The following is a 14,638-nucleotide window of genomic DNA, read 5'->3' on the forward strand; positions in this document are numbered from 1 at the left end:
ATGTTTGTGTGTGAGAGCAGAGCTGCATCTCGCGCACGGTTTGTTTAGGCGTACACCGCATCTTTCAGCGATGGGCCTCCCATCCAGGCGCTGCGTCAGCGCCTGCACAGGACCGCCCCCAACCCCACACATGCGACGCCTCGCGAGCGCGCCCCTCAGCGGGTCGGGACAGGCAAGGATATAGCCCAGCTTAGGACTAAAGTCAAGAACAAAAAGAGAACAAAGCACTTCATGTGAACGTACTTCTACTCCACCACTCTTTGGAACAGGAATCCATGACCAGCGAGTATGCAAAATGAAAGGAGTGGCTGCGTGGCCCTCGTTCTAGCGCAGCCGCGGAGCCGGATCACCATCTGCGTCGGAATAGAAGCAGGATGGTTTGGACGCTTTGTCCGGCTCGCGCGATTTCCGCATTAATTCTGCAGAACTCGCTTGGAGTCCCGTCGAGAGGCAGACCTTCACCTTGCCGACTGGGGAAATACATCCCAGGCCCCCGTTTCATCCAAAGTGATTGGACTATGGATCCCGGACGCTCGATAGGGTGAAGGAGGCATTCCGATCCGCAGACTTGATAACGCTGATAGACCCATCTGGCTCCAAGACGACAGCCAACGCTTGAGCGACGTCCGGAACGCCGCTGCCGCGCAGCGCCTCCATGACCTCGTCGCGCGTGATCCGCTGTGCCCGCAGGGCGCGATCGAGAAACTGCCCCTGGTGTACAATTAGGGTTGGCTCACTCTTCATCAGATATGCAAACCTGGGCGAGCGAACCGATAGCCACGTGATTGCGAATTGAAGGAACACTAAAAGGGCCATAGCCAGTATGCCCTCTGCGAGCGCGACAGACCTGCTCAACAGAACTGTGGCGAGTATCGAACCGAGAGCAACGGTGACTACGAGATCGAAGGCACTCAACTTGGTGAGCGTACGCTTGCCGGAGATGCGAAGAATCGTCACGAGTGCGACATAGGCGAGCGTGCCCACCACCAGAACGCGTAACAGACCGAACCATGAATCAAATAACATGAATACGTCCGCTCTTGGGTTGCGATGAAATCAGGTCTGCCGCCTGCGCGATGCGGGACAGGATGGCTGTCCGGTCGCAGGAGGGAGCCGGTGACTGCTCCACAGTCTCTGCAAGCTTGCTGAGCTGGGACGTCACAGCCTGTCGTGCAGCCTCGTTCTGGAGAACGGGGGCGAGCTGACCCAGGACATCGGCGATCCGGATCAGGACGGACGGTGAGTCGCTCCCGGCTTGGCGAATCGCATCGAAGGCCGCGTCGACCAGTCCTTGCATGTCCGAGCGCTGAGCGATAACTCGCAGTTCACCAGCATCGTCTCGAAGGAAAACGGGCGGCAACGAGCACCGAAAGATCTCCTCGAGGGTCGCGCCAAGCTGATTGACGACCGCAATGGCCGTGTATGGATCATTGATGCCCGGCGACAAGGCTCGGAGCGCGATCTCGACGAGCTGACGCAGATTGTACTCCATGTCCTGTGCCGGACTGCGCTCCACGCCGATCACGAAAGCCGCTCTGATCGCATCGGACATATGGTCGTCCACGGGATGTCCGCCATGAACGACGACATGCGCGCCTTTGCGCAGCACGAAATGGCCGGCTCTTACATTGACTCGAAAGATCGATTTGGAGCTGCATGCAATCTCCACGAGGCGAGTGTAGTCGACCACCTGAACGTAGCCGGCCCGATCCAGGGCGATAGTCGCCGAAACCGCTTCGGCCATTTCCCGCGGCGCGCTTTCCTCCTTCGTGTTCCTCAGCATCCCGGCAATGTTGCTGTGAAGGTCCTCGGCCACACGCTCGACGACGTTGTCGGCAATGATCGAGCGGGCGATCTTGTGCACGTAGAACAGCAGCGCGAACAGGCAGACCATCGTGAGCGCGCTGCCGATCGTGACGGCGATGTGGGGCACGCCTTCGCGACCGAGGGTTTCGTCCAAGCTGCGCAGGACCAGCAGCACATACATGATCGTACCCATAAACAGGCCCAGCACAGCTTGGATCTGCCGGTCAGCCATGAAGGTCGAGATCAGACGAGGGCCAAGTTGATTGGCGGACAGAGTCAGGATGACGAAGGTTACCGAGACGATGAGCGAGGTCATTGTCATCAGGCCGGAGAGCAGGCTTGATAGGAGGCCGCGGGCAGACTCGGCATCACCTCCGTACAGCCACCAGAGCTTGCTGCCTTCGGTCCAGCCTTCAAGGAAAGAGCCCCCCGTGGTCAGAACCCAGTAGGCGAGAGCCAAGGCAAGCAGACTGAGCGCCAGCGGAATGATCCAGAGCTGCGCGCGCAGGAGGGCAAGCATGTTGCGGATGCGACTCATGGATGGACAACCTAGGGCAAGGCCGACTGGATCCATGAAGGCGCTTCATCGCCGTCCGTCGTCTCGTGACACACGTTGGCATGGTCTCCTCGCAGCCTGAGAGGTGATCGAGGGTGGCGCGACCTGCCCAGAACCGTTCCGGCTCCCCTCATTCCCGATGCTTCGCGAGTGTGCCTCTCACTGGAGCCGGAAACCCATACCTATAGCCAAGGTTAGGGCAAAACATAAGAACGAAACAAGAACATTGTCCGCGTTCGATAAAGCCGTTCCGCCGGCGGACCAACAATGCCGTTAACCTCGCCGCTATGATGATTCCCGAGGGCTGGCCGCGGATTGACTTGCAATAAGCGTTGCAGGATGCTCCAAGCGCTCGAAGTGCAAAGGAAATGGTGGATTGGACGTCGCTCAGACGATGGTCCAAAGGCATGATGCCGCTTCGCCATATCGGTGCAATCCCGGTTTCTCCCATTCCCCTCCTAGAACTAAGGCTTCCGTCCGGGTTGGCAGAGCCATAGTCGCGCTTATCGTGGACGAAGACTTGCCATGCTCACGGTCTACAACTGCATCGTTTCGGACCATGACCTGCGGCTCGTTGCCTTGGCTGCCCTGTTGTGCGGGCTCGCCTCTCTGTCAGCGATCCATCTTCTTCATCATGTCCGCCGATTGGAGGGGCCTCGCTACCGCGTCTGGCTCAGCATTGCCGCGATTTCCACCGGCTTCGGCATCTGGGCCACGCACTTCATCGCCATGCTGGCATTCTCTCCGGCCTTGCCAACGGGGTACAATATCGCGCTGACGGTCAGCTCCCTTGTGGCCGCCGTCCTGCTGACGGGCCTTGCTTTCCTCGTTGCCCTCGTCCCCGGCATCGCAGGCGCAACATGGCTCGGAGGAGCGATGGTCGGGGGCGGCATCGCCGTCATGCATTACACGGGGATGGCAGCCTTGGAGGTTGCCGGAAGCATCGCATGGGACTGGACCCTTGTGATGGCCTCTGTCGCCATGGGAGCTTTGTTCGGCGCCCTGGGCCTGGAGACCGGCATCAACACGCATCTGGTTCGCTGGAAGTTCATCGGAGCCTTGCTGCTGACGCTTGCGATCTGCAGTCACCATTTCACCGCGATGGCGGCTGTCACCATCGTCCCCGACAGCAATGTCGAGTTTTCGCCTTTGGCGATTTCACCGTACTGGCTGGCAATCGGGGTTGCCGTTGTCAGCGTGGGCATCCTCCTGCTGGCTCTGGCCGCATTGGTTCTGGATCTGAAGGAGCGCCGGCGCAGGCTTCTCGAGATGGAGCGGATGCGGGACCTCACCGATGCCGCAGTCGAAGGACTTGTGCTCTGCCGCGGGGAAACCATCGTTTCGGTCAATCAGAGCTTTGCGCGGCTGGCGGATGTCGACTTCGCGCAGATCCGAGGCAGGGACTTGGTGTCGTGCGTGCCTGACGCCACCAAGCTCAAGATGCTCTTCGATGACTTAGGGCAGGTGGTCGAAGCCGATCTTCGCGACCGTCACGGAACCTTGATCCCGGTCGAACTGATTGCCCGCCAAATTACGTATAACGGCGAGCCTCACAACGTCATCGCCTTTCGGGATTTGCGGGACCGCAGAAATGCCGAGACGCAGATCCGCTACCTGGCGCACCACGATTCCCTGACCGGGCTGGACAACCGCGCGAGCTTCGATGACCGGCTGGATCGCGAGATCAAGATCCACCAGAAAACTGGCCGGCAACTGGCTCTGATGTGCCTGGATCTCGATGGCTTCAAGGAGGTGAACGATCTCTACGGCCATGCCGCGGGCGATCAGTTGCTCAAGGATATCGCGGAAGAGTTCTCCCTGGTTCTGGCGAAGGATCAGATGCTGGCTCGCCTTGGCGGGGATGAGTTCGCGATCATCGTCCCTGATGTCATGGACACGGCTCAAGCCGGGCACTTGGCCGAGACGCTTCTGAAGGCGCTGAAGAGCCGGGACAAGAACAGATTGTCTGCCGGCATCATCTCCGTGAGCATCGGCATCGCCCTTTATCCAGCCAACGCAAAAGACCGCACGGAGCTTCTTTCCAATGCCGATATGGCTTTGTATCGCGCAAAGCAGGAGGGCAAAGGCACCTACCGTTTCTTCGAGCCGTCGATGAGCATTCAGATCCGGGAGCGTCGCAGCATCGAGCATGATCTGCATAGCGCCCTGAATAGCGGCGAACTGAGTTTGGTCTACCAGCCTCAGGCGCAGGTCGAGACGAGTGTGGTGTTCGGCTTTGAGGCTCTGCTGCGCTGGACCCATCCGGTGCGAGGCGCTGTTCCTCCCTCGGTCTTTATTCCGATTGCCGAGGAAAGCGGGTTGATCCTGACGATCGGCGAATGGGTCATGCGTCAGGCATGCCGGGAAGCGGCCAGCTGGTCTCGTCCGCTGAACATTTCGGTCAATGTCTCCGCGTTGCAGCTGGGCAGCGACGGCTTCCCGCACCTGGTCCAGTCCATCTTGGACGAAACCGGGCTCGCGCCCAATCGGTTGGAGATCGAGATCACCGAGACGGCCCTTGTCCGCGATCCTCATCGCGCCCTGCACTCCTTGCGAAAACTCAAGGAGCTCGGCGTCAACATCGCCATGGACGATTTCGGGACAGGCTACTCGTCCTTGTCGAACCTTCAGGCCTTTCCGTTCGACAAGATCAAAATCGACCGCTCCTTCGTGCAGGAGATCCATACGAAGCCGCACGCTGCCGCGATCGTCCGGGCGGTGCTGGGCCTCGGGCGGGGCTTGGGACTTCCCGTTATCGCCGAGGGTGTGGAGACGCTGGAGGAACTGAAATTCCTCGGCATGGAAGGATGCGTCGAGGCGCAAGGCTACCTGTTCGGCCGCCCCGTACCCATCAGCGAATTAGCTTCGTTGATCCGCGACAACGTCGCCGGGCCTCCAAGAGCGATGGTGACAGCTCCGGCAAACTAGGAGCCTCGCTCATCGTTCCTCGCAGGACGCGGGCTGCTGTCGGTTCGTGGCCTTGCGCGCATCTCCGCGCTTCACGCGAAGATCCCGTCGCCTCATCAGTCGTCCTGGGTGGCGAGATCGACGAAATCGAGCAGCAGGGCTTCGAGCCTGTCCTGGTCGACTTCGTCGATGCCGATGTCCAGGCGTCGGGTTTCCTTGGGCAGGTACATGTAAAGGTGAATGAGCCCGTACTCGTTCACGTCCATCTCCAGAATGCGCGTCGTGGGCGCGAAATCCCGGGCGAGATCGATGCGCAGCCGTCCGACCGACGGGTAATCGCGCACCGTATAGGCATGCGGCTTGATCGGGCTGATGTGGAGCTCGACATTGATGGCGGAAAGCTTGCGGTTGATGCCGGGCAGCGTCTCCACGATGCGCTCCCGCAGACGGAGCCACTTGGCGAGAGCGTCGGGCACGGTCCGCAAGTCCTGTTCCGGGGGCACAGGGCGCTGGCCTGCATACTCGCTCCTGCGCTCAAACGTCTCCCTGTAAAGGATGCGATTGAGATGCTTCTCATTCTCTTTGCTGATCACAGCTGTCCCCGTCACGTCGAACGTGCCTTGAAAAATCTTTCTGACGGTTGGGAAAATGCTCCGCGGCTTTGCGGAAGTCCTTGTTCTGGATCAAAGGGCGTGAGGGAAAGATACGAAGCGCTGGATGCCTTGCCCTTGGGTTCGCTCCCCAGCGCCTTGCCGGGGATCGCCTGAAAAGCGGAATGCCGGTCGGCCCTGTGAATTGTGGGCAAAGAATAGCTTGGCTTTGGGGTTTTTAACCCCATTCCCACCGCCCTAGTTTAAGGAGCAGGTTTGGAGTCAGCTGACCTTGCGCTACCCGCCCGAAATCCTCGAGGAAATCCGCGCCCGGCTGCCGGTTTCGGCTGTCGTGGGAAAGCGCGTGCGCTTGAAGAAGGCAGGGCGGGAATGGAAGGGGCTGTCGCCGTTCAACGCGGAGAAGACGCCGTCCTTCTACGTGAACGACCAGAAGCAGTTCTATCACTGCTTCTCCTCCGGCAAGCACGGCGACATCTTCACCTTTCTCATGGAGACGGAAGGGCTCTCCTTCCCCGAAGCAGTCGAGCGGCTGGCGGGGGAGGCGGGGGTTCCCCTGCCCAAGCTCACCCCCGAGGACCGTTTCGAGGAGGTCAAGCGCAAGACGCTCTATGACGCCATGGAGCTGGCGGCGGCGTTCTTCGAGGCGTCGCTGCAGGGCCGCTTCGGCCTGAAGGCGCGCGATTACTTGGCCGGACGCAGCTTAAGCCCTGAGACGCAGAAGCGCTTCCGCATCGGCTATGCGCCGCCGGAGCGCTTCGCCCTGCGCGATCACCTGGCCGAGAAGGGCATTTCCATCGAGATGATGGTGGAGGCGGGCCTCCTCTATTCCGGCGAAGATATCAAGATTCCTTACGACCGCTTCCGCGACCGGGTGATGTTCCCGATCTGCGACGTGCGCGGCCGCGTGATCGCCTTCGGCGGCCGCGCCATGAGCGCTGACGTGCCCGCCAAGTACCTGAACTCGCCCGATACGCCGCTCTTCAACAAGGGGCGGCTTCTCTACAATTATCATCACGCCCGCCAGCCCGCGCACGAGCGCGGCACGGTGATCGCGGTCGAGGGCTATGTGGACGTGATCTCGCTCTCCGTGGCGGGCTTCCCCAATGCGGTCGCGCCGCTGGGCACGGCCCTGACGGAGGATCAGCTCGCGCTGCTGTGGCGGCTCTCGGAGGAGCCGATCCTGTGCTTCGACGGCGACAAGGCCGGCCAGCGCGCCGCCTACCGCGCCCTCGACACGGCCCTGCCGAACCTCACCGCCGGCAAGGCCCTGCGCTTCGCCCTCCTGCCCGAGGGGCAGGATCCGGACGATCTCGCCCGTTCCGGCGGGCGCACCGCCATCGAGCGGGTGCTGTCCGCGGCCAAGCCCCTGGTGGACATTCTCTGGGCGCGCGAGACCGAGGGCGTGGCTTTCGAGACGCCGGAACAGAGAGCGGCCCTGGAGCGTCGCCTGCGCGAATCACTTGCACTGATTCGCGACGAAACCCTCAAGCGCTACTACCGGGAAGAGGTCGAAAGCCGCCTTGCGGCATTAAATCCCAACTCCCGCGCGAACCGTTTCAACCGCGGAGGCGGGGGTGGACGGCGCGACTTCCGGGGGCCTGCCCCAACGACGCCCAGCGCCCGCCTGAGCGTATCGCCGCTCCTGGCCAGGAACTCGCTTTTCATGGGCGGAACGGCGGAAAGTCCCCGCGAGGCGATGATCCTCTGCACCTTCCTGATGCACCCGGATCTTATCCAGAATCACGCAGAAACCCTTGCGGATCTTGAACTTGAGGGACGCAGCGCCCAGATGATGCGCAGTCTCCTGCTGGATTGCGCCGCCAGCGGCGAACCAGCCGATCCGACCGTGATGCAGGCCCGCCTGGAGCGGGCCGGCCTTGCCCAGGCGGCGGACAGGCTCAATGCAATGGTCCGTCCCGGTGACCGCTGGATGCTCGATCCGCATGCGGATCTCTTGCGGCTTGAAGACGCATTGAGGCAAGCGATCACCTTGCATCGCCGGGCACGCACGTTACATAGCGAACTTCGGGCCGCCGAGCGCGCGCTTGCCGAAGAGGACAACGAGGCCAATCTCGCCTGGCTGCGAGAGGTCCAAAACCAACTGTCCTCCGTCGAGGGTGCCGAGGCCGACTTGGACAAGAACGGGTCCGTTGGGGGAGCCGGTTTCTAAAGATGCGGAATTTCGCCCGTTGCAGGGCAGGAGATGGTTAACGGTTAGTCAATTGACTTGCTGTTTATTGGTCAGGAATTTTCGGGTGGCCGGGCCCAACAGCCTTGCTGCCCATTCGCGCATCATCGGTTTCGCTGGGGGAACCGACGAGGCGCTGGAGTAAGGCAGAGCATGGCGACGAAGGCAACCGAACGGGACGAAGGCGAGACGACGGCTCCGGAGCAAACAAGCGACGGTCCTCTGCTCGACCTGAGCGATGCCGCCGTTAAACGGATGATCAAGCTCGCGAAGAAGCGCGGCTATGTCACCTATGAGGAACTGAACGACGTTCTGCCTCCGGAGGAGTTCACCTCGGAGCAGATCGAGGACGTGCTCGGGCAATTGTCCGAGATGGGCATCAACGTCGTCGAGTCGGAAGAGGCGGACGAAGGCGAGAAGGCCGAAGCCGAGGAGGATGAGGCCGAGGGCGGCGATCTCGTCGAGGCTTCGCAGACCCGCGCCGTCGCGGTCCGCGAGACCACGGCCAAGGAGCCCACCGACCGCACGGACGATCCGGTGCGCATGTACCTGCGCGAGATGGGCTCGGTCGAGCTTCTCTCCCGCGAGGGCGAGATCGCGATCGCCAAGCGCATCGAGGCCGGTCGCGAGGCGATGATCGCAGGTCTCTGCGAAAGCCCGCTGACCTTCCAGGCCATCATCATCTGGCGCGACGAGCTCGTCGAAGGCCGGGTGCTGCTGCGCGACATCATCGATCTCGAAGCCACCTATGCCGGCCCCGACGGCAAGGGCGCGCCCAAGGTGGATGGCTTGGGTGAGGAAGGCGAGGAAGAGCCTGCCGCCGAGACCGAGGAGGGGATGACCCCGCCGGAAGGCGAGATGGACGACGACGACATGGAGAACAACGTGTCGCTCTCGGCCATGGAAGCCGAGCTGAAGCCGCGCGTTCTCGAAACCTTCGATTCCATCGCCGACAACTACAAGAAGCTGCGCCGCCTGCAGGTCGAGCATGTGGAACAGCGCATGCAGAACAAGCAGCTGACCCCGGCCCAGGAGCGCAAGTACCGCGAGCTGAAGTCGGACATCGTCACTTCGGTGAAGTCGCTGTCGCTGAACAACAACCGCATCGAGGCGCTCGTCGAGCAGCTCTACGACATCAACAAGCGCCTCATCTCCCATGAGGGCCGCCTGATGCGCCTGGCCGAGAGCCACGGCGTGGCGCGCGAGGAGTTCCTCAAGCACTACCAGGGCTGGGAACTCGACCCAAAATGGGTGCTGCGCGTGTCCAAGCTCGGCGGCAAGGGCTGGAAGGACTTCGTCGCCAAGGCGAAGGACGGCATCCACGACCTGCGCGAAAACATCCACAACCTCGCAAGCGAGACCGGCCTGGAGATCCAGGAGTTCCGCCGCATCGTCATGATGGTGCAGAAGGGCGAGCGCGAGGCCCGGCAGGCGAAGAAGGAAATGATCGAGGCGAACCTGCGTCTCGTGATCTCCATCGCCAAGAAGTACACGAACCGCGGCCTTCAGTTCCTGGACCTGATCCAGGAGGGCAATATCGGTCTCATGAAGGCGGTCGATAAGTTCGAGTACCGCCGCGGCTACAAGTTCTCGACCTACGCCACATGGTGGATCCGTCAGGCGATCACGCGCTCCATCGCTGATCAGGCCCGCACGATCCGTATTCCGGTGCACATGATCGAGACGATCAACAAGATCGTCCGCACCTCGCGCCAGATGCTGCACGAGATCGGCCGCGAGCCGACCCCGGAGGAGCTGGCCGAGAAGCTCGCCATGCCGCTGGAGAAGGTGCGCAAGGTTCTCAAGATCGCCAAGGAGCCGATCTCCCTCGAGACGCCCATCGGCGACGAGGAGGATTCACACCTCGGCGACTTCATCGAGGACAAGAACGCGATCCTGCCCATCGACGCGGCGATCCAGTCGAACCTGCGCGAGACCACCACGCGCGTTCTCGCCTCGCTCACGCCGCGCGAGGAGCGCGTGCTGCGCATGCGCTTCGGCATCGGCATGAACACCGACCACACCCTCGAAGAGGTGGGCCAGCAGTTCTCGGTCACCCGCGAGCGTATCCGCCAGATCGAGGCGAAGGCCCTGCGCAAGCTGAAGCACCCGTCGCGGAGCCGGAAGCTGCGGAGCTTCCTGGACAACTGAGCGAATTGAAAAGGCGGGCTCCGAGCCCGCCTTTTTCATGTTCTCTGCATCCTCATTCTAAAATTGTGGTCACTTGTGCCAAGCGCAAGAAAGTTAGCCATGAAGTATGAAGCGACTATATTGCAGAATGCGGTACTCAAAGAGGCGGCCGCATTCGGAGAAAAATTTCAATCACTCAAAACGATTGCAATCTTTGGTAGCGTTGCGCGTGGTGAAGAGAATCCTAACAGCGATATTGATATAGCATTTGAATGGCTAAAGGTTGAGGAGATCGCAACAAAGGGGCTGCTCGCTGACTTCCAAAAAGCACAGGCTGAGCTGGAGGTTTGGAAGTCCTATCTTGAGCAACAGTTCAGCAGACCAGTTTCGCTGCACCTTGACCATCCATATCAGCTTCAGAAGGATGCAGCTGAAGAAGCGATTCTAGCCGCGATAGCAGCTTCTCCGTTGAAGATCGGAAAAGCTGTCTTAGCTCCCACTGCATCGGTAAAATCTAGTGGAGCGCAAATGCTGCGCCCCCTGCTAAAATAGACGCAACGCTCGTTCCCGTCACGATCCACCCTGCCTTTGCCGTTCCGAGGCTGAAGGCCATCCCCGCCTTGACCGCCGTGTTGACGGCCGCCGCGATGCCGATGCCGAGTGCGGCGGTTCCGACGCCGATCCCGTTCTGCGACAGGCGCGCGAAGGAGAGCGTGATCGCGTCCACATCCGCGATGCCGGACAGAGCCGCCAGGACCGTCAGTCCCGCATTGCCGACGGTGTTGCCGATGATCTTGGTCAGCAGGCTGATGATCGCGATGAGGCCCGCCAGCTGAAGGGCCATGCCCAGATCGAAGGGGTTTTTGATCTGGAGATCAGGATGCTCCTTGCTGCCCTTCCCATGCATGAAGAAAAGGAAGCCCGCCGCTCCCAGGAGAACCGCTCCCGCCACGCCCAGCGGCCAGGCGAGGGGGAGAAGAAGGGCGTTGTTGAGGGCGCTCGCCACGACCAGAACGCGCGCCACCATGACGAAGCCGGCCAGGAGAATGCCGGCCGCGAGCAGGGGGCTGGCGGCTGGGTGCTCGCGCGCCATGCGCGCAAGCGTCATCGTGGTCGCGGTGGAGGATGCGAGGCCTCCGGCAAGCGCTGCCAGGGCGACGCCGGCCCGGCTGCCCATGATGCGGATCGCGATGTAGCCGGCGAACGAGATGGCGGCGATGATGATGGCGAGCAGCCAGATCTCAGCCGGATTGATGGCCTCCCATGGATCGACCGGTCTGTTCGGCAAGAGCGGCAGCGCCAGGAACGTCATGGCGAGCAGAATGAGAACCGACCTGATCTCCAGCCATGTCATGCGGCGCAGCCAGGAATGGAGCGGCTGCTTGAGCGCCAGGATGAGCGTGGCGGCCACGCCGGTTGCAATCGCAACCTGAAGATCGCCGAGGACCGCATAGGCGCCGAGTGAGAAGGTGATGAGGGCGGCGACCACGCTCGTGACGCTGAAGTTCCGTTCGGTTTTCGCCTCCAGCCAGGCGAAGGCCCCGAAGGCGAGGGCGAAGCCGAGAAAGGACAGCCCCAGGAAGACGGGGCTCGTATAGCCCGCAAGGATTGCCGACAAGGCGCCGAGCAGGGCCACCAGAGTATAGGTCCGCAGGCCGGCGGTGCGCTCGCCTTCAGCTTCTTCGCGCTGCTGCCATCCGCGCTCAAGGCCGATCAGGAGCCCGATGGCGATTGCCACAGCCAGACGCAGAAGAAGAGACGTGTCGTTCATAGTTTTCGCCTGCCGTGACGCTCAACATGGTCATGGGAGAGAGTGGCATCATGCATGCCCTCCCGACCTGTTAGCACGGTCAAGCTTGCGGAGGAAATTTCAGAGGCTTTTGCCCTCAGGCGCAGCTGATCGGGTGATCACGGTGCAGGCTCGACGGCGGGCGGCTGGCCTGTCGGAACCGTGCTGCTCGTGCTTTCGGGGTCGGGCTTGTCGGCCATGAGCGCCGGGATGATGCTGTCTGCCACGAGCGCATGGAGTTGGCCGATGTAATTATCCTCCCGCGAAGGCTCCGTCGGGTCCGAGGTCATCACCGCCGTCATGCCGAGGCTCGGTGCCACATAGATCATCTGACCGCCGAAGCCCCAGGCGTAATAGATCCTGTGCCCGCGCATGTCGCGCATGTACCAGCCATAGCCGTAGGAATCGCCGGTGAACGGTGATGAGGTGCGAGGCTCCCACGATTCCCTCACCCAGCTCTCCGGCACGATGCGTTTGCTGTCGATCATGCCGCCCTGGCGATACATCTCGCCGAAGCGCAGCAAGGCGCGGGGCGACATCGCCATCTCGTTGCCGCCGAGATAGATGCCCTGCGGATCGCGCGTCCATGGCGGCACCTGAACCTCGAGCGGTTCGCCGAGCCATTCACGCGCCAGTTCCAGCGTGCTGCGCTTCGATGCGCGCGTGAGGGCGGCCGAGAGCAGATGCGTGCTGCCCGTCGAGTAGAGCATGCGCCCGCCGGGCTCGTCCACGAAGGGACGCGTGAGAACATGGCGCACCCAGTTGCCGCTGCTCACCCATGAGCCGTAATTGCGGCCCGATGTGCGCTCCAGCCCGGCCTGCATGGAAAGGAGATGGCCGATGGTGATCTGCTTCACCCGCTCATCCGCATCGGATGGAAGGCTCGCGCCGAGCAGGTCCGCGACCGGTTGATCGACGCCCTTCAGAACGCCGCGCTCGATGGCGATGCCCACGAGGGCGGACAGGATGGTCTTGGAGGCCGATTTGATGTTGGTCGGGCGCTCCAGGTTGGCGCCTTTGAAGGCCTCTTCAACGACAGGCTTCCCGTCGTGGGCGATGATGAGGGAGCGAAGATTCTCCAGCTCCCTGGCGCGCTCGACCGTCGCCTCGAACGGGGAGGTCGCTGGCTTCGCGGTTTCGGGAGCCGGCTGCGCGGACAGGCTCAAAGGCCAAGCCAGAGCCAGGAGAAATGCTCCCGTTCGGAGGAGATGGGATTTTTGCATGGATGCCGAGTGTCATTCCGTTTCGACGGATAAACACTTCAGGGAAGGGGCGTTCCTTCCCGCGCGAATCCCTACACGGCATTGTGAGGCGGCCTTGGAAGGCCGCCTCACGAGGAGTGTCAGAACAGGAAGTCCGATGCGTCGATCAGGGCCTTCTGCAGATTCAGCAGCGTGATCGACTGGCCCTTGGCCGTGATGATCACGTCATCGGCAAGGCCGTCGCTGTCTCCATTCGCCTGTCTGATGGACAGGGCGCTGAAATCCAGGGAATTGCCGCGCAGGTCGATGAGGTCGAGACCGTCCTGGAAGTCGGCGATCTTGTCCTTGCCCCACTTGCCTCTGAAGCGGAACACGTCCGCATCCGCCCCGCCCTTGAGGATGTCGTTGCCGGCGCCGCCATCGAGCGTGTCGCGCCCGGCATCTCCATAGAGCCTGTCGTTTCCGCTTTCACCGCGCAGGGTATCGTTTCCTGAGCGGCCATAGAGCTTGTCGTTGCCCGCATTGCCCTTGATCAGATCGACCCGCGACGTGCCGCGAAGGGTATCCGCCTCCGCGGTGCCGTTGATCACCTTCACCATGGCGGGATCGATGAGATCGAGCTTCACGTTGCTCGCGCCGATGGTCGCCTGCTTCGTCACCGATACGATGCCGCCGCCAGAGTAGGTGACGGTGTAGGTGCCCGCCGGAAGCGCCAGGCTGTAGCCGCCCGCACTTTCCGACGTGGTGGAGAAGCTCGCGCCGGTGGAGCTCACGGCCGTGATCTTCACGCCCTTCAAGGCTTCGCCCACATCGTAGCGCCGGTCGCCGTCCTTGTCGTCCATGACGACGCCGGTGAGAAACACTTTCGAGCCGGATTGCGCGAAGTTCTGGGTGACGAATGCGCCGTCCCAGCTCTTGTAAAGACCTGTGTTGAAGCCGATGCCGATCTCACGGAACGCGCCGTTGAGGATGTTGGCCTTGTGGCCGGGACTGTTCATCAGGTTGGTGTGCAGAAGCTGCACCTCGTCCTGATAGCCCGGAGCGCCGCGTGTGCTGGCCCAGGCGATGTTCTCTGCCGTGGCCCAGGAGCCGGCGAGCGTATAACCCGCGCTCTTCATGCGGTCCGTCGGCGTCGAGCGATTTGCGCCCGAGTGAGAGAAGGCGTCCGTCCCGAGCATCCAGTTGGTGTGGGAATCGGCAGATGCGTTGAGCTTGCCGTTGAAGGCGAGCGGCTGCGCGCCGACCTTGGCGCGCGCCGCGTTCACCAGTTCGAGCATGAACTGCTCGTATGCCGTAGCCTGTGCCATGAAGAAGGCCCCTTGTTTGTTCTTGTCGGGCCCGCTTCTGCGTCCCTTCTTGAAGCCTGAGTAATTTTCAATTGGGAAAAACTTGTGGCGGTGGAGACATCCCGCTCAACCTTGGCCATAAGGGGCCTCTCACCCCATTGCA

10 protein-coding genes are annotated in these 14,638 nt (G+C 61.8%); 4 read left to right on the forward strand and 6 right to left on the reverse strand.

Annotation, left to right across the window (positions count from 1 at the left end):
• Window positions 1-516 precede the first annotated feature (516 nt).
• Complete coding sequence (locus tag BLP10_RS09270; RefSeq protein WP_091133659.1) at window positions 517-1,026, reverse strand: DUF421 domain-containing protein; 510 nt, start codon at window positions 1,024-1,026, stop codon at window positions 517-519.
• Window positions 1,016-2,344: a DUF2254 domain-containing protein gene (locus BLP10_RS09275; protein WP_175493851.1), complete on the reverse strand. Its 1,329-nt coding sequence runs from the start codon at window positions 2,342-2,344 to the stop codon at window positions 1,016-1,018. Before BLP10_RS09275 ends, BLP10_RS09270 begins: the two co-directional genes overlap by 11 nt.
• A 543-nt stretch (window positions 2,345-2,887) precedes the next feature.
• Between BLP10_RS09275 and BLP10_RS09280 the strand changes: the two genes are divergently transcribed.
• The gene (locus BLP10_RS09280) at window positions 2,888-5,290 is read left to right on the forward strand and encodes a bifunctional diguanylate cyclase/phosphodiesterase (RefSeq protein WP_091133663.1); all 2,403 of its coding nucleotides are present in this window, start codon (window positions 2,888-2,890) and stop codon (window positions 5,288-5,290) included.
• A 95-nt stretch (window positions 5,291-5,385) separates the two neighbouring features.
• Here the strand turns inward: BLP10_RS09280 and BLP10_RS09285 are convergent, their stop codons facing one another.
• Window positions 5,386-5,862, reverse strand: a complete 477-nt coding sequence (locus tag BLP10_RS09285; RefSeq protein WP_091133665.1) for a hypothetical protein — start codon at window positions 5,860-5,862, stop codon at window positions 5,386-5,388.
• Window positions 5,863-6,151: 289 nt separating this feature from the next.
• Here BLP10_RS09285 and dnaG point away from each other — a divergent pair, with 289 nt between their 5' ends.
• The 3 genes from dnaG to BLP10_RS09300 all read left to right on the forward strand — a co-directional run bounded on the left by dnaG (window position 6,152) and on the right by BLP10_RS09300 (window position 10,750).
• Window positions 6,152-8,050 carry a DNA primase gene (gene dnaG, locus BLP10_RS09290; protein WP_091133667.1) on the forward strand — a complete coding sequence of 633 codons (1,899 nt, stop codon included), beginning with the start codon at window positions 6,152-6,154 and terminating at the stop codon, window positions 8,048-8,050.
• 171 nt (window positions 8,051-8,221) lie between these two features.
• Window positions 8,222-10,219, forward strand: coding sequence for an RNA polymerase sigma factor RpoD (gene rpoD / locus BLP10_RS09295; protein WP_091133668.1), 1,998 nt, complete (start codon window positions 8,222-8,224; stop codon window positions 10,217-10,219).
• Window positions 10,220-10,318: 99 nt separating this feature from the next.
• Window positions 10,319-10,750 (forward strand): nucleotidyltransferase family protein, encoded by a 432-nt coding sequence (locus tag BLP10_RS09300; RefSeq protein WP_091133670.1) that lies wholly within the window; start codon window positions 10,319-10,321, stop codon window positions 10,748-10,750.
• Here BLP10_RS09300 and BLP10_RS09305 read toward each other — a convergent pair.
• From BLP10_RS09305 to BLP10_RS23845, 3 genes are all read right to left on the reverse strand, one after another.
• Window positions 10,713-11,969, reverse strand: a complete 1,257-nt coding sequence (locus BLP10_RS09305; protein WP_091133672.1) for an MgtC/SapB family protein — start codon at window positions 11,967-11,969, stop codon at window positions 10,713-10,715. The genes BLP10_RS09300 and BLP10_RS09305 overlap by 38 nt on opposite strands.
• A gap of 137 nt (window positions 11,970-12,106) precedes the next feature.
• On the reverse strand, window positions 12,107-13,210 hold the full coding sequence (locus BLP10_RS09310) for a serine hydrolase domain-containing protein (RefSeq protein WP_091133674.1): 1,104 nt from the start codon (window positions 13,208-13,210) through the stop codon (window positions 12,107-12,109).
• 119 nt (window positions 13,211-13,329) lie between these two features.
• Window positions 13,330-14,496 (reverse strand): CAP domain-containing protein, encoded by a 1,167-nt coding sequence (locus tag BLP10_RS23845; RefSeq protein WP_091133676.1) that lies wholly within the window; start codon window positions 14,494-14,496, stop codon window positions 13,330-13,332.
• Window positions 14,497-14,638 lie beyond the last annotated feature (142 nt).

The organism is Microvirga guangxiensis (assembly GCF_900102135.1).
Taxonomy (GTDB): domain Bacteria; phylum Pseudomonadota; class Alphaproteobacteria; order Rhizobiales; family Beijerinckiaceae; genus Microvirga; species Microvirga guangxiensis.

What these genes read in the sequence shown, in the direction of transcription:
- BLP10_RS09280 (WP_091133663.1), top strand. Translation starts at nt 2,888, where the DNA reads ATGCTCACGGTCTACAACTGCATCGTTTCGGACCATGACCTGCGGCTC.
- BLP10_RS09300 (WP_091133670.1), top strand. Translation starts at nt 10,319, where the DNA reads ATGAAGTATGAAGCGACTATATTGCAGAATGCGGTACTCAAAGAGGCG.
- BLP10_RS09270 (WP_091133659.1), bottom strand. Translation starts at nt 1,026, where the DNA reads ATGTTATTTGATTCATGGTTCGGTCTGTTACGCGTTCTGGTGGTGGGC.
- BLP10_RS09275 (WP_175493851.1), bottom strand. Translation starts at nt 2,344, where the DNA reads ATGAGTCGCATCCGCAACATGCTTGCCCTCCTGCGCGCGCAGCTCTGG.
- rpoD (WP_091133668.1), top strand. Translation starts at nt 8,222, where the DNA reads ATGGCGACGAAGGCAACCGAACGGGACGAAGGCGAGACGACGGCTCCG.
- BLP10_RS23845 (WP_091133676.1), bottom strand. Translation starts at nt 14,496, where the DNA reads ATGGCACAGGCTACGGCATACGAGCAGTTCATGCTCGAACTGGTGAAC.
- BLP10_RS09305 (WP_091133672.1), bottom strand. Translation starts at nt 11,969, where the DNA reads ATGAACGACACGTCTCTTCTTCTGCGTCTGGCTGTGGCAATCGCCATC.
- BLP10_RS09310 (WP_091133674.1), bottom strand. Translation starts at nt 13,210, where the DNA reads ATGCAAAAATCCCATCTCCTCCGAACGGGAGCATTTCTCCTGGCTCTG.